Here is a 24,708-nt window from a genome sequence, read left to right as displayed (position 1 = left end):
TGCTAGTCGATGGTCGGCTCGCCTGATCGTTTCACAGAAAAACCCCCACGCGCTGTGGATGTAGTCATTGTCGGTGCAGGCCTTATAGGGTTGGCTACAGGCTGGAAGTTAGTAGAAAGTTCCGTCTCGACTTGTATTATCGATCCGGCCCCGATGAGTGGGGCATCCAAAGTCGGCGCTGGCATGCTAGCGCCTGTAACTGAGGTTCACTACGGCGAGATCTCTCTTCTAAGGCTCAACCTCGAGTCGGCGCGTATGTACCCCCAGTTTCTCGAGGAGCTTGCCCAGGTTTCAGGTATCGACCCGGATTACAGGCCAGGGGGGATACTGCTGGTCGCAAAAGACGGTGATGACAAGGCGACATTGGATGAACTAGCTAAGTATCAGAGATCCCTTGGACTCGACGCCGAAGTCGTCAAGGCATCGGAATGCAGAGAGTTGGAGCCACTTCTCAGTCCTTCTCTAAGAGGGGGTGTGTATGCCAAATCGGACGCCACAATTGACAACCGAAAGTTAGGGGAAGCGCTAATCGAAGCCGCAACTCAGTGTGGGGCCTCGATTGTCAGACGTAAAGCGAAAGAGGTCGTCATATCAAAAGATCGGGCGCGGGGTGTGCTGCTGGAAGGTGGTGACCGGATCGAGGCTGCCCGAGTCATTTTGGCTGCAGGCTGTTATTCCGCTCAGGTCGGTGGGGTGCCACCGGAGTTCGTTCCCCCAGTGAGGCCGGTGAAGGGCCAGCTGATGATCATGGCTAAGCCGCCGCTTGCACCTCCGATCTCAATGACTGTGAGGGGATTGGTGCACGGCAGGACTGTGTATTTGGTTTCAAGGAGCGATGGCAGGGTCGTGGTCGGAGGAACCGTCGAGGAAATGGGTTACGACGCCAGGGTCACCGCTGGAGCGATCTTAGATTTACTGCGGGACGCTTATGAACTTATACCGGCTATTGTCGAGTACGAGATCAAAGAAATGCTGGCCGGACTGCGGCCGGGAAGCCCCGACAACGCTCCCTTGATAGGCGAGTCGGGAATCGAAGGTCTGATTTATGCGACTGGACATTTTCGAAACGGAATACTGCTGACTCCCGCAACGGCCTATGCGGTAGCAAAAATTGTACGAGAGGGAAGGCCGCCTGATTATGCGACCCAGTTCTCACCGTTGAGGTTCTATAAATCAAGCCTGACTGCGACTGAAGCTTTCCGCAACTCAGGAGCACAATAAAGGCGAGTTACGATGCGAATAGTCGTCAACGGAGAGGTTACCGAGGTAGAAGACGGTACAAGTTTGCTTCAGTTGGTGGTTGAAAAGTGCGGGCCCGAAGGTGAGCCAGTGGCAACCATAACCGAGCAAGCTAAGTCTCAGGGTCAATTGAGATCTTTGGAGCCACGAGGACATCGCAGGCCCCCGGGGGTGGCGGTAGCAGTCAACTCGGAGGTCGTTCCACGATCAAAATGGGCAGACGTGGCTTTACGAGCGGGAGATCGCATAGAGATTCTCGGCGCCTCGCAGGGAGGGTGATCTGGAAACGTCTGAGCTTTCAACGGTTGGTTTAGAAGACGACGTCTTTGAATTCGGAGGTGAGAAGTTCACTTCGAGATTGATCTTCGGGACTGGCGGTGCGTCCAGTCTCGATGTTCTGGAACGATCTTTGAGGGCATCGGGTGCCCAGATAGCCACTGTTGCGCTCCGCAGGATCAATCCTGACGCAAAGGGTTCGCTACTCGACGTTTTAGAGACTTGCGGGGTTCGTCTTCTTCCTAACACCGCCGGTTGTTTCACTGCCAGGGAAGCGATTATTACAGCTCATCTGGCCAGAGAGGCGTTCGAGACAAACTGGGTAAAGCTCGAGGTGATTGGAGATGACAGGACACTCCTTCCCGATGTCTCCGAGCTTTTAAAAGCTGCGCAAGAACTGGTCGAAGAGGGGTTTTTGGTATTTCCTTATACGACTGACGATCCGGTAACCGCCAAGAGACTCGAGGAGATCGGCTGTGCTGCTGTTATGCCTCTCGGATCTCCTATTGGCTCGGGCATGGGGATCCGAAATCCATACAACATTTCTCTCATAGTCGAGACAGCTAACGTACCTGTGGTGCTTGATGCAGGGATAGGCTCGCCTTCTGATGCTGCCTATGCTATGGAGCTCGGATGCGACGCGGTACTCAGTGCATCGGCGATAACGAAAGCCCAGGACCCAGTATCGATGGCAATGGCCATAAAAAGGGCTGTGGAGGCCGGACGACTCGCTCGCAGGGCAGGGCGTATTCCTCGTCGCTACTACGCAGAACCGTCGACTACTTTTGAAGGTATTCCTGAGTTTGGTTGAGCTCCTAGCAATGGTCCGGGTGCCCAGGGTTCTTGTGGTGACAGACAGACGTATTGCGTTTTTTCCGCTTCCATACCAGGTCAGCCGAACTCTTGCTGGAATAGAGAAACTAGGCCCGTCCGCGGTATCTAAGGTCGGAGTCTTGTACAGAGAGAAGGATTTGGAGCCCTCGAGGAGGTTCGAGCTCGCCAATTGCGTTGCTGAGGTGACGTTTTCGTACGGCGCTAGTTTTATTGTTGCTACCTCTAGCCAAAGAGACGGCGGAGCTCTTATCGCCAAAGAGTTGACTGCCACAGGGCTTCACCTTTCTTCGGATGCTCTGTACCCTTCCAAGCACGCGCTGTATGGAGGATTGTTAGGGAGATCTACTCACTCACCGTGGGCCTATTTCCGGGCCTTCATCGAGGGGGCGGACTACGTAACGATCTCCCCAATCTTTTCATCGCTTTCCAAAAAAGGATTCACTGGGTCCGGAGTCGATCTCATCAGAGCTGTAAGATCCAGCGCTGTCGAGGGCACACGCCGACCTGTGCTGCTAGCTCTTGGAGGGATTGAGATTGGTAAAGCAAAGGAGTGCATCACCGCAGGCGCAGACGGAGTGGCTGTGTGTGGAGCGGTTATGAAATCTCGAGACCCGTCCTCGATTGCCGTTAGTCTGCTGAGAGAAGTAGAAGCGGTTTCTGAGAAAGGAAAAAATCGGTGAGCACCCCGGCTCGCCCGCGCCCTACTCCACCCTCTGTTCTAACTATTGCAGGCTCTGACTCCGGCGGCGGCGCGGGGATTCAAGCTGATCTAAAAACTTTTCTGGCTCACGGGGTCCACGGTACATCTGCCGTCACCGCCGTAACTGCGCAGAACACCAAAGGCGTACGAGGTATCTACGTTCTCCCCGCTCAATTTGTATTGGCCCAAGTCGAAGCTGTCGTCTCTGACATCGAAATCTTGTCTACAAAGACAGGGATGCTGGCTAACGCGGGGATCATCAGCACTGTGGCAGAGCTGGCGAAACAAGGAGTTTTGCCCAATCTGGTTGTCGATCCCGTCATGGTCTCAGCCAGCGGAGATCGGTTGTTGGATGCAGACGCCGAGCACGCTTACCTGGAAGTCTTGTTTAGCCAGGCTCTGGTTGTAACTCCCAATTTGCGGGAAACCCGGGTTTTGGTAAGAAGGGAGATTAAGGACACAAAAGCGATGAGGAACGCGGCGGAGGAGTTAGCTGGGTCGGGCGCACGATACGTGGTCATAAAAGGAGGCCATCTAGAACAGCAGGCTGATGAGGCTATCGACGTAGTGTTTACTCCGTCTGGCGAAATTGTCGAGCTTCGATCTCCTCGCATCGACACTAAAAATGTCCACGGAACTGGCTGTACTTTTGCATCTGCCATCGCTGCGCGACTCGCACTCGGAGACGAACCGATAGCTGCGATAGCGGCTGCAAAGGAATACGTCACGAGAGCTTTAGAACTAGCTGCCACATGGCGCCTTGGCGGGGGCCGCGGGCCCGTCGATCACCTAGGTGCGAGCACCCTCAAGACCACGCTCCAGTAAGCAGCTGGGGTGTCGAGTGGCTACCTCGCGAGGCGACTGCTCAAGCAATCTTGTCGGATTTGCGTTCGGGTGGTAAAGCAAACTCTTCGTAGCTGTCTGCCGCCTTGTATAACTCGGCAGATATCTTGCTGCGAGGTGCAATGACTTCAACGCGCTTTCCACTTTGTCTCAAACGACGCGCCTCTTCTGCGAATATGTGATCTCCCGAGCCTATGATCACTGTTTGGCATGAAGCTGGTACCTCGTGGCGAAGAAAATCGAGCAGCTGTTTATCTGCGGCGTCGGGCCCGCCTCTGTGTCTAAAAGGTCTGATTCCCAACCTGTCTAACTCTATAGCGACTCTTTTCTGTAGGTCCCTATCGCAAGCCGCCACCGCAGCTACGACCGTGCCTCGCCTGCGCAGGCGAGCGAGAAAGGATGACAATTCTGCGAGGCCAGCTTCTAACGCTGCGACCTGTCGGTACTCGTAGAATAGATTCTCTAAGTCGAGGTAGACGGCAATCCGGTGCGGCGCAACAGAGATTTGCCGCCGCCGCAATTTCTCCGACGCTCGATCATCTGGGAGCCGGCTCCTCATGGCTCACCTCGAATGCAACAAGACACCCGGTGAAAGCTTCTTTAACAAACCCGATTTGCCCTGAGACTATTCTGCGATTAGTTTTTCAAGACATCGAAAAGATTCTCTTGAGCAGACGCTTTGAGATTCACTTTCGATGATTCTTAAGAGCTGGCCGCCTCCTAGAGGATCCCTTCCCAGAGGTAGGCTTTATCGGCTTCAGGATCTTTTACTACACCGACAAAGTCTCCGAGCTCTACGATTAACCCTGGCCGTCTCGACTCCCTATCTAAGCTGTAGGTTGGCCACTCTGGAACTCTGGGACTGTGAGGCGGCTCTTTAGCAGCAAATGATGTCCATAACAACTGCATCTCGGAAGAGAGCTTTACAACTTCTGGTCCCTCCCCGCAGAACAACTTGGCCGCGGGATCTTCGAGATTTCCAAAGACGAATGGAATGTCGATGGCATGAGGAGATCCAAACTTACCGTTCGCCATTGGAGACGGACGGGTGAATAAATAAAGACGAGAAGGAGCGTAAGGAGCCTGAGCTTCGGCTAGGCGAATTGCGGGAACTCGAAACATTATGTCGGTCGCAACTGCTGCCCAGACATGTTTAGCATCCGCAGGACGTTTGTGGCGCCGTAGCCAATCGACGTAGAAGTCGTAAATGTCTGTTGCCTGTCGAGTTGATGAGAGATGCGATTTGTCTGAATATAGCCCTAATTGCTTGGCCGTAATAAAAGTTCTCTCGATGCGCCGGATAACCATCTTCCGATCAAGACTGTGAAACGCTCTATCGGTGAAGGTAAACAGCATGTATTCGTCGCGAGTTGTGCCCGTTATCAACGGAATGCCAGCAGCGTTTCCTTCGCCAATTTCGTCTAAAGGCCTACGGGGAATAAGCGAGCCGTCGAGTACTGGTTGGAAAGGAAGAAGGATTGTGGGATCTCCCTTCTCATGCCTTTGCGACCTGTGGTTTTCGCGAGGATCGCTAAAATAGGCGAGGGTTTCCATCCCGGCATCCAGAACTGCTGTGGCCGGAATCTTTTGTATTGCATCTCCCTGTATTATTCGCTCCCCCGTAATGTTTTCCAGTTGCTCGGCGAACTTTTCTGCGATCCTAGCGGCGACTTCGGCAGGTAAAACATTGTGGGCTGCACCGCTTTGGGCTATCACTCTTTCGAAAAGCCCTTTGGCGGTGGGGACTCCCATCAGCGTTGCCGCGCTCATTGCTCCCGCCGATTCTCCAAAAATCGTAATGTTTTCGGGATCTCCTCCAAATCCCTCAATGTGTTGCCGCACCCAGGCTAGTGCAGCCATCTGATCTTGGAGTCCGAGGTTTGAACACTCGGCAAATGTTGATCCTAGGAGAGCTTCCAGGTAGAGAAACCCAAATGGGCCCAGTCGGTAGTTGAGCGTTACGACGACCACGTCGTGATTGGCGAGTCGTGCTCCGTCGTACCAGGGGAAGGCCCCCGATCCCGCAACGAATGCTCCGCCGTGAATCCAAACCATGACTGGCCGAGGTTTCGTGTCTAGACGAGGAGTCCAAATGTTCAAATAAAGGCAGTCTTCGGACATCTCTGTAGGGCCGGTCTGAGGGAAGAGCTCTGAAGGCGGTTGAAGGCATGAAGGTCGAAACTTTGTGGCATCGTAGGTACTTCGTATAGGAGGCGGAGGTTCGGGCGACCTAAAGCGAAGTTTTCCGACAGGGGGTCGGGCGTAGGGGATGCCCTTGAATACCATGGCGCGGCCCGCATCTACTCCCTCGAATTTTCCGACTCGTGTCTTGGCAACAATCCGCATAATCAGCCTCTTGAGTAGATGGACTCCAATAGCTTGCTCGTTTTGTACTTATCTAGCTTGTCTAGCACGGGTAAGAGCACCGTGCTATGCGAATCTGGAGTGTATCTTCTCATCGTAGACGCACTCCTAGCTAGCTTCCGTCGCACTGGTTCTGGTAGCGCATAGGTAGGGGCCACGCTACTTAACAGGAGCTGAATAGCGATGTATGGCTGCGTGAAGGCCACGGTAGGGGTCGGCTAGAGTTTTGCAGCGGCAGTTTTCAGCAAAGTGATGGTGCTTTGCTTAGATGTAGATCTCTTGGAGGTGTCGACAATGGCGCTACAACCTGGAGATAGGGCTCCGGATTTTGAGGCCCTGACACATACCGGAGAAAAAATTCAACTCTCCGAAGTATGGGCAAACAGTCCCGTTGTGCTGTTCTTCTATCCAAAGGCGTTTACTCCTGGGTGTACTGCCGAAGCATGTCACTTCAGGGATCTGAGATCGGAGTTCGAAAAGGTCGGTGCAAGGATTTTCGGGGTCAGCACCGACAACGTCGATAAACAAAGCGAGTTCGCTTCAGAACACGGCCTTTCCTACACTCTGCTAGCGGATCCCGACGGGACGGTGTGCAAGCTCTACGGCGTAAAGCGGAACCTGCTTCCTATTGCAAAGCGCACAACTTTTGTGATCGATAAGGGCGGAGAGATTTTGGAAGTAGTGCACAACGAGTTTTCAATGAACGTCCACGCGGACCGAGCCTTGGAAGTGTTAGCTGCTAGGGGCAGTGATAGCGATCCTGAAAACAGCAGCTAATGGAGGGACTTAAAGCGTGCCCCCCTTATCCCAGCTTGACCGAGGACAATTGTTCGGGGCTTTCTACGGGGATAGGCCTCCGAAAATCATCGGCTTGCATGGATGGGGCCGGAGTCACAAGGACTTCAATCTGGCGTTTTCAGGTATGGCGGCGCTTGCAGTCGATCTTCCGGGCTTTGGGGCGAGTCCGCCACCAAGTGATGCATGGGGAAGTGCGGAGTATGCCGCATTCCTAGCCGAGACACTTTCCAGCATGGGTGAGCGTTTTGCGGTTGTGGGTCACTCTTTTGGTGGACGGATTGCGGTGAGGCTCGCACAGCTCCACCCGGATCTAGTTTCATCGTTGGTGCTTACAGGAACACCGCTTCTTCGCTTGGGAGACGCTCCCAGATCACCTGTTGGATATCGTTTCGTAAAAAAACTGGCGAGGTTGGGTCTCGTCTCGGAAGAGCGGCTAGACCGGGCAAGGCGAAGGTATGGATCCGCAGATTATCGATCGTCCAATGGCGTGATGCGCGACGTGTTAGTTCGAGTTGTAAACGAGGAGTACGGCACGGTGTTGGAGCAAATTCGCTGTCATGTCACTCTTGTATGGGGCTCCGAGGACACAGTCGTGCCGATAGAGATAGCGAGCCGAGCTCGGGCGATTCTTTCCTCGGCCGCACTTATGGTGCTCGAGGGAGCGGACCACTATTCAGTCCTTGAGCGACACGAGTTCCGCGAGGCAATCGAAGAAGCTGAGGAACGGATTGAGTCTCCGAGAACGCAGCGCTGAGTACCTAATCGTAATCGCCATAACCTACGCCGGGATCCTTGTGTCGACTGTTCGCTGGCTGAGGGTTGCTCAGCGCGAACACTACATCCCAGGTTCTGTAGCAGAGTTCGCTGTTAGGTGGTGGACGTTTCACTCTGGCAACTTGTTGCTACTTCTCTCGTACCTCGTCCTAGCAAGCCTGTCATTTGTGCATCCGTTTTGGGGGACGGGGGCAACGTGGTTCCTCGTTTTCTTACCTGCCGGGCTGACGCTCAGAGGAAGAACTTCCAAGCTTGCATGGACTCCGCGGATGCGGAGGCTCGCCGGGATAGTCGCGGCGTTCTATGGTGTGGCGGGCGTCGCCGGTTATCTCGGAGGGCGGATTGGCTACACGATTTTTGTTTTTTCTGGGCTCACAGCACCGGCCGTCGTGGATCTTGGCTTGGCTATAACCGCCCCTGTCGAGAGGTTACTCTCCGACAAATTTATAAAAGCATCACGCCAAAAACTAGACAGAGTAATGCCTCTTGTTGTTGCTTTGACTGGATCCTACGGAAAGACCACAACTAAGCGTTACACCGAGCACCTGCTATCTGGATTCAGAAGGGTCTTCGCTACTCCCGCGAGCTTCAATAATCGCTTAGGGATAGCTCGAGCAATAAACGAGTCGATGCCTCACTCTACTGAGGTTTTCGTCGTAGAGTTAGGGACTTATGGGCCGGGTGAGATAGCGGATTTGTGCAGTTGGCTTGAGCCGAAAATCGTAGGTTTTTTGGCAGTGGGGCCCGTTCACCTAGAGCGCTTCGGGAGCATCGAGGCGATAGCTTCGGCGAAAGCAGAGATTCTGCGAGGCGCAAAAGTTGTTGTGGCAAACGCCGATGATCCTCTTGTTGCAGCCAAAGTAAAAGAGCACACGAGCGGGGAACAGGACCGAGAAGTACCTCGGGTCTTGTGGTATTCCTGCAAAGATCCAGCTGCGGACGTATTTGTCGATGTCTCCGGCGAGAAAGGCAGGATATTTCACAAGGGCACGCTTCTGGGGAGTTTCGATGCTTCCAGGCACATTGCCTACAACGTAGCAGCAGCCGTGGAGCTTGCTTTGGCTGCAGGCTGCAAGCCAGAGGAGATTTCCAGGCGCCTAGATACACTCCCTGCTGTGGAGCATCGCCGGGCTGTAGAGCGCTCGCAGAAGGGTACCCTCGTGGTGGACAATACCTTCAATTCGAACCCAGCAGGTGTAAGAGAATCTTTGAAGCTACTGGAATCACTTAGGACGGAGGGATCTAGGGTAGTAGTGGTCACTCCCGGGATGGTCGAGCTGGGCGACATCCAGTTTGAAGAGAATTTGAAGTTTGCCAGCGAGGTGTGCGAGAAGGGTTTCGAACTTGTCATCGTTGGATTCACCAATAGAAAAGCATTACTGGAAGGTGCTCGGGCCGCCGGACGCGAGGCTAGGATCTTCGATACGAGAGACGAGGCAGTAGCCTGGGTCAGAGACAACTTAAAAGGTGGTGACGTCGTACTCTACGAAAACGACCTACCCGATCACTACCCCTGAGGTTGAGGCTGGTTGTTCAGGCCTTCTACAGCACGAACTAATCTATCCAGCAACTTATCGGTGACTACCCGAGCGCTGACGAGAAGAACGTAGGGCTGGTGCGTGATGAAGGTATGTGTGATTTTCGGGGGACCGTCTCCGGAGCACGACGTGAGTATCCTCACGGGGCTTCAGGCTAGTAGGATTCTCCAAAACGCGGGACATTCAGTCACGTGTATCTACTGGTCCAAAGCGGGCGAGTTTTTCGAGACCCCACCTGAACTCGAAGCCCGCGACTATCTAGAGGGACCACCGAAAGGACACAGGCCACTTCGTTTTGTGGTGAATTCCAACGGTGGCTTCTTCTACCAAGAGGGACTATTGGCAAGGCGCATCAAGAGACTTGAGCTCGACGTTGTGCTCAACGCTTGCCATGGGGGACCAGGAGAGGACGGCACCCTACAAGCGGCCCTGGACCTTTGCGGTATTCCTTACACCGGCCCATCGTATGTAGGTGCATTCGTAGGGATGGACAAGTACCTCTTTTACTGCATGGCTCGTGACGCCGGAATGCCCGTGTTAGATCGAGTGGCCGGCTCTGCCCTTCGACTAACAAAGATTTCTTTCGATCCGCCTTACATTCTCAAACCGAGATTCGGAGGATCGTCTATCGGCATAGAAGTGGTTGCCGACCGTGCCACTCTAGAGAGCGTCGCCAAGAATTCTGTACACCTTAGAGGGGGTTTTGTTGTTGAGCCCTACCGAGAGGATCTCTTCGATCTGAATATCGCTGTCAAGACTTGGCCTCGCCTGGAACTTTCGGCAATAGAAAGGCCACTTAGGGAGGATTCTCAAAGAGCAGTCCTGGATTACGAACAAAAGTACATGCGCAGAGAGGGTTTGGAGGGAATGGCACGCGAGGTCCCTGCGAAGTTGAACTCTGAGATTGAAGAGACCATACGGCGGTTCGCGACAGAGATCGCAAACATCGCAGCGGTGCGGTCCGTCGCTCGCATCGATTTTCTCAGCGACGGAGAAGAAGTGTACCTAAACGAGATTAACACCATTCCGGGGGCACTATCGGTGTACTTGTGGGTCGATCCTCGCATAGAGCCTGCCGAGCTTTTGGAGCAGATGCTAGAAGAAGCTGTTCAGGCACCACCCAGAACTTTCGATGCTACCGGTGCCGAGGGAAGTCTGTTAAGGGTGGCCAGCTCCATAGCTTCCAAGCTTGCCTAGCGTGTGAACAGAACGCTCGAAGACCATGACCCTTTTATGCACCAAACCGCCCGAAATCTGGGGGAGCTAACATATTCCCTCGCTTGTCCTAAGCCGAGATCAACCAAGTCAAATGACCAGACTTAGCAGTACTGGTGTCGTTGTTGCCAAACAAGATCATGACTAACAAGCACAGGGATGGTTTCATCCCCCTAAAGACACACCCAGAAGCCTGCCGATGCCAAAAGTAACCGCAGCTGCGAGCATTCCTATTATTAGGCTCCTTGTCCCTGCAAATAGTACGGGCTTCCCAGTCATAAGAGTTGTGGCTGCTCCCAGTCCGAATAGTCCGAGACCGCTCAATATTAGACTCGAGACAATGCCAACCCATCCTCCGAAGAAAAAGAAGGGTGAAGGCGGAATTATTGCACCCACCGCGAATAGAATGAACGAGGCTGAAGCCGCAGCCATCGGAGATCCGCCCATCTCCTCCGGGTCGATCCCGAGTTCCTCACGGGCCATCGTTTCGAGGGCCTTTTCTTTGTCTTTTACCAATTCGTTTGCGAGTTGAGAAGCCTGTGGTGCATCCACACCTTTTGCTTCGAAGATTAGCTTGAGCTCCTCTACCTCTGCCTCTGGGTTTGCCTCAAGCTCTTCGGCCTCTATCTCCATCTCGTGTTCGTAAAGTTCTTGCGAGCTCCTGACCGAGAGCCACTCGCCTAAAGCCATAGAAATCGATCCTGCGAGTAACCCTGCGATTCCCGCTATGACTATTCCGCCGCGGGAGAACTCTGCCCCCGCCACTCCCATCACCAAGCTCAGATTAGAAACGAGGCCGTCGTTGGCTCCGAGTACTGCGGCTCGGAGGGTATTGCCCTGAACCGTTCGGTGCCTTCCTTCGAGGCGAGCGATTGCAGGCCCAGGCGGGCCTTCTACATGGGTTATGCTATTGGCGAGGTTCAGACGGTCTTCTGCGGCGGTTGCTTCGTCTCCAGTTCGCAGCTTGGAAAGAAGCGCAGCGTGGGACCTCTCATCGGTCCTCAGCGAGGTGTTTTCGGTTTCGGGTTGAGTGTCGTAGCGGAATCGTCCGGCATACTCCCGCTGGGCCATCGTTGGGAGTATGACATTAGGCCCAAATCGCCGAGCGAGCCAGCAAAGGATGCGTGCACGCCATCCCACTTTGACTTCGGGAGCTGACTCGCCGGCGCTTTCGATCCTTGCCACCCAGAACTGTGCATGCCGACGCTCGGTGTCTGAAAGTTCCCGATAGATCCGCTTGAGCTTGGGGTTGCGCTCGGCGTCAGCCATTGCCTCGTACAAGGCGGCAGCGTCGGTCTCTTCTTGTAGGTTGTCGAGGTATCGACGAATATCGGGTAGTAACTTTTTCATCTCAGAGAGCTTACTTATTTTTGCGCCCAGGACTTCCGCTGAGCTAATTGGAAAACACAAAAACAAACCGGGTCTGTTGGGTGAGCGCGCCTCCCCTAGTGGAGTTGTTTGCCGGGGAATGAACTTTTTCGGAGCACTCGGGTGCATCGCGTTTTTGGCTCGGCGTGTGCGGGGAGCGGTTCGGCAATCGTAACCTCGGGTATGTAGACTTCGAACGGCAATCAGATAGGCGAGAGGTGCTGATAGTTCTCCGTTCGCCTAGCACAGTCAAGCGAGACAAGGAGCAAGTGATGCCTGAGGCAGTTATCGTCGCAACTGCGCGTTCCGCGATAGGGAGGGCAAACAAAGGGTCGCTAATTGATGTACGCCCTGACGACCTTCTCGCGTTCGTGATTGAAAAGCTTATGGAGAAGGTTCCTGCTGTCGACAAGGCCGACGTCGACGACGTCATAGTCGGTTGCGGGCTGCCCCATCACGAGCAGGGATACAACATTGGACGCAACGCTGCTCTTCTCGCAGGACTGCCTGACTCCGTTCCGGGAACCACCGTCAATCGGTTTTGCGCCTCTTCATTGCAAGCCATCCGCATGGCCTTTCATGCGATAAAGACCGGTGAGGGCGACACTTATGTCTGCGGGGGTGTAGAAAGCATCACGCGCTGTATGAACAAAGGATTCACTGCTCAGGATTTCAACAGGAGATTTCTCGATGAGAGTAGACCAGATTTTGTAAACCATGTCTATATACCCATGGGCCTGACGGCCGAGAACGTCGCAGAAAAATACAACGTTAGCCGCGAAAGAATGGACTGGTTTGGGAAACTCTCCCAGGATCGAGCGGTAGCAGCTCAAGACAGCGGATTTTTTGCTAGGGAGATAGTTCCCTATACCAAAGAAGATGGGACTGTAGTTGACACCGACGACGGGCCAAGGCGGGGCGTGACGCTCGAAAAGATGGCGGAGCTAAAGCCTGCTTTCAAGCCGGATGGCAAGGTGACCGCCGGAAACTCATGCCCCTTGAATGATGGGGCAGCCGCGGTACTCGTTATGTCAGAAGAGCGGGCCCGATCTTTGGGAATCCAGCCTCTAGCTAGAATCATTGCTTCTTCGGTGTCCGGTATAGCTCCCGAGATTATGGGTGTGGGTCCCATAGAGGCTGTAAGGAATGTCCTCGACAAAACTGGGATGAAGATCACCGACATTGACGTAGTCGAGCTTAACGAGGCTTTTGCTGCACAGGTCCTTCCGGTCTGTGACGAGTTGGGAATAGACATCGAAAATCAGCTCAATCCTCACGGTGGAGCTATTGCTCTCGGGCATCCCTTCGGAATGACAGGAGCCAGAATCATGGGCACTCTCATAAACGACCTCCAAACCCTTGACAAAACAGTGGGTCTCGAGACTATGTGCGTAGGCGGTGGGCAAGGTATGGCCATGATCATAGAGCGCTTGTCCTGAGGAAAGCAGATGGTCGTGAGGGATCTCAGGGCGACTAAGAGTTGAAGCGATACAGGGCGCTCAGGCCGCAAAATGATCCAGAGTTCGAACTATTCACGCGGCCAGTGATGCACTTGGCAGGAGGCCCACAAGTTAAGCGGGCCTCCAAATCCAACGAGTCCCAGATCCACTAAGTGAGCGAATCCGAGGTATTAGAGATGAGCGACGCGAATAAAGGGACAAGCGAAGCTCTAGAAGAGGAAGGGATCGACGAGGTAATAACTTACCCGGGCGCGCGCCGACCCGACCGTTTTCGAGCGATCGACTCCTTCGGACTTCGCATAGCTGTCTACGAATGGGGTGACGAAAGAGGCGAACCGGTTTTTCTGGTACATGGGGGGTTCGATTTTGCAGGAACTTTCGATGTATTCGCGCCACTCCTCGCAGACGCCGGTTATCGCGTGATCTCTTGGGATCAGCGCGGTCACGGGGACTCGGAGCACGCTCACCTCTACAGTTGGGATGCCGATATTAGGGATGCTCTTCGTGTAATCGACTCTGTCTCCCGTGAGCCCGTCTCTGTCATAGGGCACTCGAAGGGAGGGGCACTCATGCTGCATCTGGCGGAGGCGTGTCCGCACAGGGTAAAGAAAGTAGTCAACATCGATGGGCTCCCATCGAGGCGCCCGAGCCCAGACATTGCCGAACGAGAGCGCCGAAGAATGCTTGGGGAGACTCTGCGCGACTGGTTACAGCATCGGGCACGAGCAGCCGAGGCAGTCAGAAAGCCAGGAACGATTGACGATTTGGCAAGACGTAGAGGTCGAATGAACCCCAGGCTTTCTTTGGAGTGGCTTCGATATCTAGTTCCCATTGGCGCCAGGAAGCACCCCGATGGCTGGAGATGGAAGATCGATCCGTCTTTGCGCTTCGGCGGACTAGGTCCTTGGAAGCCCGAGTGGGCTCTTTTCCGGTTGAGATCTATGTCCGCGCCCTTGCTAGGTATTCTTGGTCTTCAGCCGGAGCAGATGGGTTGGGGTACCACGCCTGAGACGGTAAAGCCTTTCTTACCAGAAGGTGCAAGGTTGGAGGTGTTCGAAGACGCGGGACACTTCGTCCACATAGAAAAGCCAAAGGAAGTAGCGGAACTCGTGCTCGAGTTTTTAGAGAATGGTTGAGCCTGCGCTCTTCGCAGAGCGCTTTTGGAGACTCATCGTCAAGCGGGGTAGGGAGTGGGGTCGTAGAGACAGACTTGATTGAGCGTATGAGACTAGAGACTGTAAAGCTAAGGCATTCCAAAGTTGACTTGGCTCTACACCGCCTCAAGGACGGTGGGGACGAGAGAGCACATCCACTTCTTCTCTTGCATGGCTTGGGAGAGCAGTCTCCCGAGAAGTTACCTGGCGAGTTTTCCCGCTGGAGCGGAGCGGTGTGGGCGCTAGATTTCACGGGACATGGAGAGTCTACTGTTCCAAAGGGGGGAGGTTACACGGCCGAGCTAATGCTGGCCGATACCAACTCGGCACTCGAATTTCTCGGTGAGGCTACTGTCGTGGGAAGAGGATTAGGGGGTTACATAGCCCTTCTAGCTGCGGGAGCTCGTCCCGACGTAGTGACAGGCGCAGCAATCCTCGACGGCCCCGGCTTGATCGGAGGTGCACCCCAACCAGGTTCTTACTACATAACGATGCCCGACACCGCAGCGATTGCTCCTCCCGATCCATTCGCTCTCGTAGAGCTTGCTCGCGACATTAGGCCTCCAGACTATGCGGCTGCATTTGTGTGGTTGGCCACCAACGCGTCCTTGCTCGAGTATCCAATATCAGTCTGTGGCATGCTTAGGCCACCTTGGCTGGAGGCCGTGGTGGGAGAACCTGGGGTTCTCGAGACCGACCTTGCGTCTGCCCTCGACATGTACGCTAAGGCTCGCAAGAATCGGTCGTAATCTAGACACCTCTTGCCCGGTAATTTGCGTGACCACGGAAAGCTAGATCGCTCTCACAAGCCTCGACCCTTTTCCAACCAGAGACGAGACCGCTTCCCTGCAAGCTAGGAAGTAGACTAGGGTGGTGCCGGAAAGCCCCAGCAAAATCTGAAACTCGTATCGCACGGACATCGGAGAGGCAAGGAGAAAAAAAGTGTTGGGTAACGCAGGAATGAGTGCTCTTGAGCGGCGGGTGATTGCTTTTAGAGAAGCGGGCCTCGACGAGGCTGCGATAGCGGTGAAGTTCAGGAGATCACCCCGTTTTATAAGACAAGTCCTTTCTATTGGAGAGTTGAGAAAGAACTTGGAAGAAGGAAGGTCGGGTGTTGAAAGGGCTGATAACTCCCCGGCCGACAAGATGTCTCCGCGGCAGCGAGTCGTCGTCAAATGGCGCGAGCGAGGTGCTTCCTACGCCGAGATTGCCTCTAGGCTCAGGCGATCCCCCCTGTATGTGCGACGCATCGAGCGATTGGCTCGCCTGAGAAGCGGATAAGATCCGCCGGTAGTCGGCACTCCCTTTTCCCAAAACCCGAGTAGGTACAAAACTAGACACGGCAAGTTGCTTCGGGCTCAAGGTCGCATTGACGAGCGGAATGGTCTTGTCCCCCAACCTTTTTCTCAGCGAACACTCATAAGAGACTTTCGATTTTGGCAGGTCCTTACGCCGAAGTCACAGAGGGGGTCGGGGAACGAGTTGGAGACGGGGTCGGGGAAGGAGTGGGGGATGGAGATGGAGAAGGGGAGCGACTGGGCGTTGGAGACGGGGTCGGGGAGGCACTGACAGTGGGAGAAGGAGTGGGATTTGCCGTGCGAGTGGGTGAAGGGAAAAGAGTTGGGGAGGGTGTGGGTGAAGGCTGTGACCGGCGCGATCCAATTGCGAACGCCAGGCCCACAAGAGCGATGACTAAAAGCACCGCCAACACAATGACAGCGATTATCAGGCCACGATTCTTTTTTTCTGGCTCCAGCTCGCCAGCGGAGGGAGTGCCCGGAGGCGGAGGCACTCCAGGGCCGGTATAAGGTGGCGGATAACCGCTGGTTGGCTGAGCTGTCGCGTCTACTATTGTCGGCTCGCCATACTCCGGATACGAGGGACTAGGAGTTCGAGGTTCGGGACCGAAGGGCTGAGGCTCATGTTCTCCGCTCCGATGGGTGGAGTCATTCGGGGGATTCGATTCGTTCACCGCAAAGCGCTCCTCTCCTATGGCCTAGTATTGATACTCGACAACCTCGGACGAGCCCTTGCATTCTAGCGGGGAGGTTTCCAGCGGTCTAGAGCGGATCCGTGTGTAGCCTCGGTATCTGGGGCCACAGCCCTTGCGTTTCGACGAGCTGATCTCGTCGTGGCGGCAAATCGAGGAATTGGGTTTCGACTGGATCTCAGTGTGGGATCACCTTTATCCCACTCTCGGTACAGGCTCTCTTGAGGGACCTAATATTGAAGCCACGGTAGCCTTGACTTCTCTGGCCATGGTCACAGAGCGAGTTCGAATTGGCTGCTTAGTCTTTAGCACGAGCATGCGAAACCCTGCCAATTATTGGCAACGAGGCTTGCGTGTCTACGATGGGATCTCAGGTCGCCGCCATGGGGGGACATTTGCTCGGGCCGGTTAACGAGGTAATCTCTCAGGTGGCAGCGTACCGAGATGCGGGCGTCGAGCGTTTGAAGGAGCTGATTTGAGATTCGTGAACGCTAACGGGCGAGCTGCCATAGTCGTCGAGGGATCTGTGTACCTACTATCAGAGATCTCTGGCGGAGAGATCGCTGACGACCCGCAAAAGGCTCTCGAACAGTCCTGGGAGCGGATCGTAGAGGTCGCGGATGAGGGTTCTTACGACTCGGGAAAAGTCTTGGAGAGCGTAAAGCTTGGCCCCCCGGTTCCTTCACCAAAAGCTATTTTTGGAATAGGCCTTAATTACAAGGACCATGCTGCTGAAGCCGGAATGGAGGTTCCCCAAGTACCGCCTGTTTTCACTAAGTTTCCTACTTCTATATGCGGTCCCTTCGATGAGTTGATCATCCCCTCCCGAGAATCAAAAGTCGACTACGAGGCCGAGCTAGTGTTCGTAATTTCCAGGCCGGCGAAAAACGTAATGGCCTCGGAGGCCCTCGAGTATATAGCGGGGTTTATGTGTGGACAGGACTTCTCCGAGAGGACTCTCCAGATGACTGCGGGACGCCAGTTTTCAATTGGTAAAAGCTTCGACACCTTCTTCCCAATGGGACCGTATCTAGTGAGCACCGACGAAGTGGGAGACCCCGCGGGCCTGAATGTCCGATGTCTTGTAAATGGAGAGGTCTGTCAGTCCGGAAACACAAAGGACATGGTGTTCGGCGTAGCCGAGCTTGTCGAGTTTTTGTCATCGGTCGTCACCTTGCGCCCCGGAGATGTGTGTCTTACGGGAACTCCGGCTGGCGTCGGATTCGTAAAGAATCCTCCTCGATTTCTAGCTCCAGGAGACGTAGTTGAAACCGAGATTGAGAGAATAGGGAGAATGAAGAATTTCGTCGTAGCCGGTTATTGATCCGGGTATCTCCTCGCTTTCGATTTTTTGGCTAAAGAGACCAAGCTCTACGACGTTCGGGGCTTTCTAGAATTTCAAGAGTTTTTCAGGCTTTAGCACTTCTTCCAATTGCCTCAATTACAACAGGGGGTTCTACTCGTGCCGCAAACCTCCGCAGAGTTGCAAGAACTGGTATGCCGGTGGCGGCCACGAGTACTGCGTTTGAAATTGCTCCTGCGGCGTCCCATGCGAGAGAGGTCGAAACGTAAAAACGCCAGTAGCTTTTGAGTGTTTCTACAAATCCCATTCCCGGCTGCCACGACAACGGTCCCAGTCCTCGCATGAATGGCCAAAACCACAGGTTCATGATGGCCCCATAAACGAACCCCCAGACCCAAGACCACGCTACGAGCAGAACCAATTCCAAAGATAGAGGGAGTCGGCGGCTAAAGATTGCTAACGCTCCCGAGGAGGCGCCCATAAACCCTAACGCCAGCATCTGATAGGGGAGCCACGGCCCTACACCCCCGGTCACGACGGCTGAGACTGCCATTGCCGTAATCCCCAGCAATAGGCCGAACCGAGGCCCCAACGAAGCTGCAGCGAGAATGACCAAGAAAAACATTCCACTACCGCCGCCCGGTAGGTCAATGAGACGAAGCAATCCTGCGAACGCTGACAGGACCCCTAGCACTGCTATTCCTGCGGCATTCATCGAGCCACCGCGTACCTCGAAAACAATCGCCATTACGACCATGGCTGCTACAGCAGCCGACAACAACGGAGCGTCGCCGGAGTGAGCAGAGTTGGGAAGCGCCTCGGAAGGAAGCCAGAACGGATATAGAAATGCAGATGTGCCCACGGCTGCTACGAGAACGTACACGAGTAGAGACGGAACTTGCCGCGCCGGTTCTCCGGCCAATCCTTTCGGCGACGCTACGGTTTCTGGACAATATCTTTGTGCACTCATCGTACTGCGGCGAGCTCGCGCTCTATCTCGGATACCGAAAGAAATGGGGGCAATACTTTCGAGATTTGGGGTTCGAACGGAGTGCCGATCAGTACGCGTCTCGGAGGACCGTCGGCAACTATATATCCATCGTTGAGGATCAGTACACGAGTGGCCACTGATGCTGCAAGGTCTGTGTCGTGAGTCGCTATTACTACCGCCCCCCCTCTTCTTGCATGAGAGGGAATGAAGTCCATCAATACCTTCCGAGACGACGCGTCGATTCCTCTCGTGGGTTCGTCCAAGAGAAGCACTTCGGCGCCGCCCACGGCGACTGCAGCAATGGCGAGTCGCTGTCTTTCGCCTCCCGAAAGGGACCTGGGATGACGACAAGCAAGCTCTGCAAGACCCATCACTTCCATCCAAACCTCAGCGGTGCGCTTTTGGGCTGTGCCTTTCTTCCCCAACAAATCGAGGGTCGCTAAAACCTCTTCAGAGACGGTTTCGGCATGCAAGAGGGTGCCTGGGTCTTGAGGTACATAAGCTGCTCTGCAGAGTCGTTCCACGTGTCCTGTGCCTGGCGTAATCAGTCCCGCAAGTACTCGTAGCAGCGTGGTCTTTCCGGATCCGTTTTTCCCCAATACAGCCACTATTTCTCCCTCAGCGACCTCGAAATCTACGTCTCTTAGGGCTTGTATTGTTCCGAACGCCACGCTCACTCCGCGAGCTTTCAGATAAACCTCTCCAGGGCTCGAGAGTTTTGCAGCAAGTTCAGAAGCCGACTGTGCTAAAAGCGGACCCGATCTTGTAGAGAAAGCCTGCGGCGGTCTTTGCTTAGAGTTCGAGGATTGCATAAACCTCGGTCTAAGAGACCGAGACGCCAGCCTAACCGCTTCTTCGATTGTTATAGGAGGCGGGTCCCAGCCTAATAAAACTCCGAGGGAGGTTACCTCTGGAGCACCTTCGTAAAAGGGGATTACTTCCTTGGGCAAACCCCGCCGTTCGATCCTTCCTTTTTCCATATGGACTGCTTGATTAGCGAGTCGCGAAGCACGTTCGAGGCGGTGTTCCGCAAGTATCACGGTAGTGCCGAAATGCGATCGTATGTTCTCCAAAACATCGAAAACCGCGTCGGCTCCCTCTGGATCTAGCTGAGCAGTCGGCTCGTCTAGGACCAAGACCGCGGGCCGACATACCAAAGCTGCGGCTATCGCGCACCTTTGCTTTTCACCTCCCGACAGTGTCGCAGGATTGCGGTGCAGGAGAGAATCGATCCCGAGTCGCTCTGCGATCTCGGTTACGCGGTACGCGATTTCTCGAGGTGGGAGTCCAATATTCCGGGCGGCAAAGGCAATGTCGCTTTCGACTTCATCGACGACGAAATGAGCTTCTGGATCTTGGTGAACGAATCCAACTAACTCTGCCATATAGCGAGGCTTTGTTGCAGAGGTCATGTACGGACCTACCCATACAGATCCGGATAGCCTTCCCCCTGTCGAGTGCGGAACTATGCCATTTACCGTCCTTAGAAGTGTGGATTTGCCTGACCCTGAGTTCCCCATTACGACGAGACACTGCCCTTTTTCGATTTCGAGACAGATATCAAGAAGCGCTTTGGTGCCGTCTGGGAATTCAAAGTGAACGTTGTCGAAGCGGACAGACTGTGGTCTGGTTGAAGTCTTATCGATTATCTCCGAACTCCCCTGCGTGCAATACGAATCCAGCTTGTCGCCCTCGTTTGCAAGAGCTTGCGGTAAGAATGCCCGCCGCTGGAGAAGCACCGGAGCGAGTAATGCGAAGACACCCACCAGGGGAAGAGGAGATACGACTGGCCACCGGAGGCTTTCACTGGGCCAGGCTAGGGACTTGTCTCCTACAAGGGCGGCCAGCCAAGTGGTTGCCGGAGCCCCAAAAGAAGCGAGTACCATCCAGACGTCGGATCGAGTGATCGGCCGTCGCTTATAACGGGAGGGTGCGTGGGTAGCAGAGATATAGAAAGCCGCTCCCAAGGCCGCAAGGCTTAGAACACCTAGCGCCACCGCTATGGACTGTGACCTGGCTACGAGGGCTACGAGAGCCGAGCCCATGAAACCAAGAGAAGCGACGCCGAGCCATCCCGCCATCACCTCGTACTTGGCAGCTCTTTTTGCTCCGAATCCCCGTGCATCCATTGATTCGGATAGAAGAACCGCTCTTTCCAAACAGGTTTCGAGGACTGGGACCAAAACTCTACGAAGGCGTCGCTTTTTTACAGGCCTGCCGCCTGCACGCGCTCGGTCTGCCTCACGAGTCTCGGACACGGTCTCTGCGATCGAAGGTATGAAAGCCAATGCTACGGCGATTGCAACTCCCACTTCGTAGAAGGATCTAGGAAGGGCTTCGACCAGATCTCGCTGGCTTGCCACGGCATTGAAAGTGGCGAAAACAGCAATTATCGCCACGATTGACAGGGCCTGACTTCCGGCAGAGAAAAGCGTCTCTGCATCTATAGGACCCCCAACTTCGAATCCACCGAGAATTCGAGGAACCTGCAAGCTTGGTGTTGTGAGAATGGTGTGTCCGTTTGCATGGACTGTGAGGACTGTCAAGACCACGCGCAATGCCGCGAACGCTACAGCCCACGTCATTATCAGTCCGAACACTTTGGTTTTTGGGGGCTCGGCATCGGATGTGACCACGACAATAACGGATGCGGCTATTACCAAGCCGACATACAGTGGTGAGGATGCGAGCTGGATGGTAATAGCCCCTGCCGCTGCCCAGGCGAGCCAGGCGAGACCGTGCCAATTCGAAGCTGAGGTTTTTCGAAGTCGAGGATTCTTTGACATAGCCAGTGTGCTTCGCTAGTATCCGGATTTAGCTGCGGTCGTGTGTGGCCCGGATGTCACACGCGGTCCGGAGGGCTGCGCTCTCCGGACGGGGGAAGACCGGTGAAAGTCCGGCGCTGACCCGCAACTGTAAGCTAGCGCTCTCGTGGGCGCAAGCAAGCCAGAGTACCCGCCGCCGCTCGCCGGAGGATAAGAGCAAGGGTTGCATTATTTAGCGCTCACGTAGATGTCTCTCCGGCTGATCTGTGTACCCTTGCCGCATGTGCGGCTTGAGACGACCCTCGTGGAGTGGGGTCGGGGGAGGTCGGTATGAGAAAGTCTGGAAAACTCGGTCAGCCTCGAGCGCGTGTGTTGGGCGCTGGTGTTGCGATTCTTATACTCTCTGTGTTTACGGGCGTTTTACTGCCGGTTTTTACCCTCACTAACGCGGCCGCTACCGGCGGATCACAGACCGTTGCTTCGAAAGCAGTTGCCTGGATAAAGAGCCAGCAACAAAGCGACGGAGGCTTCGAGATTGCCGGTTTCCCAGGCTTCGAGACACCCGATGCCGTTCTGGCCATCGCTGAAGCCTCTCAGACGATGCCTGTTTGGAGCAGTGCCGAGGCCTTTGCTGCCGTTCAGGCCGTGCGCTACGGTGGATCGGGGCCTTCTCCTCTCGACTACCTCGACAAGATGGCCGAGCAAGCCCAGGCGAGCAGCTCGGCGGGGACAGCAGCTAAACTCATAGTGCTGGACGCTGTACCTTTGGGGATTAATCCATCCGACTTCGATCCTTCCGGGGACTCTCCATCGCCGGTGGACCTGTCAGCTACGCTTGATCCAGGTGGATGCGCGGCGAACACAGCTACCTTCGGGTATTTCAATCAGACCCTTTTCGGTATTCTCGCCAAGTATTTGATATGCGATGGTCATGTGCCTCCAGCCGCTCTTGCGACTGTGCGAAATGCGCAGCAGACCAACGGGGGGTGGAACTATTTGGGAGATCCCTCCGGCACCGATGTGGATGTGGACACGACAGGCTTGGCTATCCAGGCATTGGTGGCTGGGGGCGCAGATGCTTCGGATCCAGCTGTTGCTAAGGCCCTCGGCCTTTTAGCTCGCAGCATCAACCCCGACGGTAGCTGGCCATCGCTTTTCTCTTCAGCGGATCCGAACTCGACGGCGTTGGGAATCCTTGGAGTTACCGCCGCCGGTTATGACGTCAACTCTTCATGTTGGCGAGACGAGTTTTATCACGAAGGAGCAGGAGCACCGTACGTATCACCCGACTCTTGGCTCGCCTTTCAGCAGGATGCGGACGGACATATAAAGAGCCCGAACGACAGTTTCGGAATCACTACGTTTGCGACGTCTCAGTCCGTCCAAGCTCTACTGAGGCGCTGGTTGCCGGTGGCTAAGGCTAGTTCAAGCTGTGCCGTTCGTGGCTACTTCGCGGAGGGAGCTAGCGCAGGTGGCTTTGAAACGTGGATCTTACTCTCGAATCCCGATCCGACCGAGGATGCAACTGCCCGCCTTACGTTTCTCACTTCAACGGGATCTCAGGTCGGTCCACTGGTCGTAATTCCGCCCCTTTCAAGGCGGTCGGTGAAAGTCAATGACTATGTGACTACTTTTGACGTAGGGACCGTGGTGGAGAGTCTCGATCGTCCTGTCTACTCCGAGCGTGCTGTGTACTCGACTCAGCGCGATAAACGGGGTGCTCATTTAGGAAAAGAAATAGCGCGCCCAGCTCATTCTTGGTTCCTGCCAGAAGGAGCTACCGCAGGAGGCTTTGAAACCTGGGTGCTGGTAGCTAATCCGGATCCCACCCAGAACGCGAACATCACTGTGACCTTCCTGACCGGATCGGGACAGGTCCCGGGTCCCTCGTTTGTGCTTCCTCCAGGCACCAGGCGCTCGGTGCGGGCCAACGACTGGGTACCCTCGGACTTCAACGTTGCTACCAAGGTGGAGTCGTCGGGGGCAGGTGTGGTGGTCGACCACACAATCTATGCACCGCCGTACCTTTCTGGCGATGCGATAGGTGGACCTGCGATAGCAGCTAGATAACACGTGAAGCTTTTGCAGCTTCTTGATCTGAGCGCCAGGCGCCGCTGCGCTTCGGCGCTAGCAGCACTCCTCGTTTTGGGAATTCCGGCTGTAGGAGCTGTCTCTCGGGATGCCGCAGCTGCCTCGAATCGAGCTGTTGTTGTGGTAGATACAGGAGACAACGTTTATGTTCGAGTTGTATCCTTCTCAAGCTCGTCGATAACCGGTCTGGATGCACTTCGACTAGCCGGTGCTGATCCGGTGACTCTCGGGTACTCGGGTCAAGGCGCGGCAGTGTGCAAGCTCTTCGGGATAGGGCACGAGCCGACGGCCAAGACTTGTCTTGGTACACCATCGGATCCACGCTATTGGGCATATTTCCGAGCACCAGCCGGATCTACTTCTTATACCTACTCATCGGTGGGCGCTGGCGCCTCTGTGGTGCACGATAAAGACGTCGAGGGCTGGAAATTCGGGACCGGCCAGCCTCCACCCTTTTACTCTTTCTGCGAGACTGCGGGGTGTGCGTCCGGCGGAACTGCTGGAAGCGGTGGTGGAGGAAGCTCTCCTCCTTCGAGTGCTAACTCGCCGGGGTCTTCGAGCAGCGGGGAAGTCGTAGCGATTGCTACCGGCCAGCAGAATGCTGCCGGTTCCCAAGCAGGAAGCGCAGGTGGAACGGGGCAGAGCTCTCACACTGCATCCGAGATGGCCAGCGAAGGGGGACAACTGGCAGTGCCTGGAGACGCTGGAAGAGCTGGAGTGGCGTTGACCGAAACGGAAAGTCCAGTTTCTGAAGTCACTGCCAGCGAAGCGAGCCGGGAGGATGGCGGCAGCGATAACAAGGGCGCTCGCGGGCTCGAGCTCTCGAGTCCTATCTGGTCGGCCGTTGCGGTGGGAGGGACTCTCGCGGCTATGGTGACTTCTGCTGTCGTGACTCGTAGGAGGCGAAGAGCCGGGATCGATTCTCAGCATTAGCGCTTTGCTGTCGAGGCAAGTATCCTAAAAGCCACATGTGGGCTGAGGAACACTCGACTTTTAGGTGGCGGG

The 24,708-nt window shown here is 55.0% G+C and carries 22 protein-coding genes and 1 riboswitch; of the genes, 17 read left to right on the top strand and 5 right to left on the bottom strand.

What is annotated here, in order from left to right:
• Window positions 1-9: 9 nt before the first annotated feature.
• From thiO to thiD, 5 genes are read left to right on the top strand one after another with little or no spacing between them, the layout of a single operon-like run.
• Complete coding sequence (gene thiO, locus C4318_06595) at window positions 10-1,221, top strand: glycine oxidase ThiO (GenBank protein ID MER3454813.1); 1,212 nt, start codon at window positions 10-12, stop codon at window positions 1,219-1,221.
• A 12-nt stretch (window positions 1,222-1,233) separates the two neighbouring features.
• Window positions 1,234-1,518, top strand: coding sequence for a thiamine biosynthesis protein ThiS (thiS, locus tag C4318_06590; protein ID MER3454812.1), 285 nt, complete (start codon window positions 1,234-1,236; stop codon window positions 1,516-1,518).
• 1 nt (window position 1,519) lies between these two features.
• On the top strand, window positions 1,520-2,326 hold the full coding sequence (locus C4318_06585; protein ID MER3454811.1) for a thiazole synthase: 807 nt from the start codon (window positions 1,520-1,522) through the stop codon (window positions 2,324-2,326).
• Window positions 2,319-3,029, top strand: a complete 711-nt coding sequence (locus C4318_06580) for a hypothetical protein (protein ID MER3454810.1) — start codon at window positions 2,319-2,321, stop codon at window positions 3,027-3,029. The genes C4318_06585 and C4318_06580 overlap by 8 nt, the downstream gene beginning before the upstream one ends.
• A complete protein-coding gene (thiD, locus tag C4318_06575; protein MER3454809.1) occupies window positions 3,026-3,874 on the top strand; it encodes a bifunctional hydroxymethylpyrimidine kinase/phosphomethylpyrimidine kinase in 849 nt (282 codons plus the stop codon). Before C4318_06580 ends, thiD begins: the two co-directional genes overlap by 4 nt.
• Before the next feature lie 40 nt (window positions 3,875-3,914).
• On the opposite strand, the gene C4318_06570 is transcribed toward thiD, so the two are convergent.
• Both C4318_06570 and C4318_06565 read right to left on the bottom strand, forming a co-directional pair.
• The gene (locus tag C4318_06570; protein MER3454808.1) at window positions 3,915-4,451 is read right to left on the bottom strand and encodes a hypothetical protein; all 537 of its coding nucleotides are present in this window, start codon (window positions 4,449-4,451) and stop codon (window positions 3,915-3,917) included.
• 161 nt (window positions 4,452-4,612) lie between these two features.
• Entirely contained in the window at window positions 4,613-6,238 is a 1,626-nt protein-coding gene (locus C4318_06565; GenBank protein ID MER3454807.1) for a hypothetical protein, read from the bottom strand.
• 312 nt (window positions 6,239-6,550) lie between these two features.
• Here C4318_06565 and C4318_06560 point away from each other — a divergent pair, with 312 nt between their 5' ends.
• From C4318_06560 to C4318_06545, 4 genes are all read left to right on the top strand, one after another.
• Window positions 6,551-7,033: a peroxiredoxin gene (locus tag C4318_06560; protein ID MER3454806.1), complete on the top strand. Its 483-nt coding sequence runs from the start codon at window positions 6,551-6,553 to the stop codon at window positions 7,031-7,033.
• A gap of 16 nt (window positions 7,034-7,049) precedes the next feature.
• The gene (locus C4318_06555; protein MER3454805.1) at window positions 7,050-7,808 is read left to right on the top strand and encodes a hypothetical protein; all 759 of its coding nucleotides are present in this window, start codon (window positions 7,050-7,052) and stop codon (window positions 7,806-7,808) included.
• Window positions 7,783-9,345 carry a hypothetical protein gene (locus C4318_06550; GenBank protein ID MER3454804.1) on the top strand — a complete coding sequence of 521 codons (1,563 nt, stop codon included), beginning with the start codon at window positions 7,783-7,785 and terminating at the stop codon, window positions 9,343-9,345. The genes C4318_06555 and C4318_06550 overlap by 26 nt, the downstream gene beginning before the upstream one ends.
• Before the next feature lie 105 nt (window positions 9,346-9,450).
• Window positions 9,451-10,563, top strand: coding sequence for a hypothetical protein (locus C4318_06545; GenBank protein MER3454803.1), 1,113 nt, complete (start codon window positions 9,451-9,453; stop codon window positions 10,561-10,563).
• 183 nt (window positions 10,564-10,746) lie between these two features.
• On the opposite strand, the gene C4318_06540 is transcribed toward C4318_06545, so the two are convergent.
• Window positions 10,747-11,931, bottom strand: a complete 1,185-nt coding sequence (locus C4318_06540) for a rubrerythrin family protein (protein MER3454802.1) — start codon at window positions 11,929-11,931, stop codon at window positions 10,747-10,749.
• A gap of 290 nt (window positions 11,932-12,221) precedes the next feature.
• Here C4318_06540 and C4318_06535 point away from each other — a divergent pair, with 290 nt between their 5' ends.
• The 6 genes from C4318_06535 (at window position 12,222) to C4318_06510 (ending at window position 17,877) form a co-directional block, all read left to right on the top strand.
• Window positions 12,222-13,388 (top strand): acetyl-CoA C-acyltransferase, encoded by a 1,167-nt coding sequence (locus C4318_06535; protein ID MER3454801.1) that lies wholly within the window; start codon window positions 12,222-12,224, stop codon window positions 13,386-13,388.
• A 197-nt stretch (window positions 13,389-13,585) separates the two neighbouring features.
• The gene (locus tag C4318_06530; protein ID MER3454800.1) at window positions 13,586-14,545 is read left to right on the top strand and encodes an alpha/beta hydrolase; all 960 of its coding nucleotides are present in this window, start codon (window positions 13,586-13,588) and stop codon (window positions 14,543-14,545) included.
• An 86-nt stretch (window positions 14,546-14,631) separates the two neighbouring features.
• Window positions 14,632-15,312, top strand: coding sequence for an alpha/beta hydrolase (locus C4318_06525; GenBank protein MER3454799.1), 681 nt, complete (start codon window positions 14,632-14,634; stop codon window positions 15,310-15,312).
• A 193-nt stretch (window positions 15,313-15,505) separates the two neighbouring features.
• Window positions 15,506-15,844 carry a hypothetical protein gene (locus C4318_06520; protein ID MER3454798.1) on the top strand — a complete coding sequence of 113 codons (339 nt, stop codon included), beginning with the start codon at window positions 15,506-15,508 and terminating at the stop codon, window positions 15,842-15,844.
• A gap of 155 nt (window positions 15,845-15,999) precedes the next feature.
• Window positions 16,000-16,371 (top strand): hypothetical protein, encoded by a 372-nt coding sequence (locus C4318_06515; GenBank protein MER3454797.1) that lies wholly within the window; start codon window positions 16,000-16,002, stop codon window positions 16,369-16,371.
• Window positions 16,372-17,028: 657 nt separating this feature from the next.
• Window positions 17,029-17,877, top strand: a complete 849-nt coding sequence (locus tag C4318_06510) for a fumarylacetoacetate hydrolase (protein ID MER3454796.1) — start codon at window positions 17,029-17,031, stop codon at window positions 17,875-17,877.
• 85 nt (window positions 17,878-17,962) lie between these two features.
• Here the strand turns inward: C4318_06510 and C4318_06505 are convergent, their stop codons facing one another.
• Both C4318_06505 and C4318_06500 read right to left on the bottom strand, forming a co-directional pair.
• A complete protein-coding gene (locus C4318_06505; protein ID MER3454795.1) occupies window positions 17,963-18,826 on the bottom strand; it encodes an ECF transporter S component in 864 nt (287 codons plus the stop codon).
• Window positions 18,823-21,633: a hypothetical protein gene (locus C4318_06500; GenBank protein ID MER3454794.1), complete on the bottom strand. Its 2,811-nt coding sequence runs from the start codon at window positions 21,631-21,633 to the stop codon at window positions 18,823-18,825. The genes C4318_06505 and C4318_06500 overlap by 4 nt, the downstream gene beginning before the upstream one ends.
• Window positions 21,634-21,679: 46 nt before the next feature.
• Window positions 21,680-21,825, top strand: a riboswitch (cobalamin riboswitch).
• A 117-nt stretch (window positions 21,826-21,942) separates the two neighbouring features.
• Between C4318_06500 and C4318_06495 the strand changes: the two genes are divergently transcribed.
• Both C4318_06495 and C4318_06490 read left to right on the top strand, forming a co-directional pair.
• Entirely contained in the window at window positions 21,943-23,682 is a 1,740-nt protein-coding gene (locus C4318_06495; protein MER3454793.1) for a hypothetical protein, read from the top strand.
• 3 nt (window positions 23,683-23,685) lie between these two features.
• Window positions 23,686-24,636, top strand: coding sequence for a hypothetical protein (locus C4318_06490; protein MER3454792.1), 951 nt, complete (start codon window positions 23,686-23,688; stop codon window positions 24,634-24,636).
• Window positions 24,637-24,708: the final 72 nt, after the last annotated feature.

Source organism: Acidimicrobiia bacterium (assembly GCA_040289475.1).
Classification (GTDB): Bacteria; Actinomycetota; Acidimicrobiia; order ATN3; family PSLF01; genus PSLF01.
The sequence above is the reverse complement of the archived record's forward strand: the minus strand, read 5'-3'. Positions and strand labels throughout refer to the sequence as shown.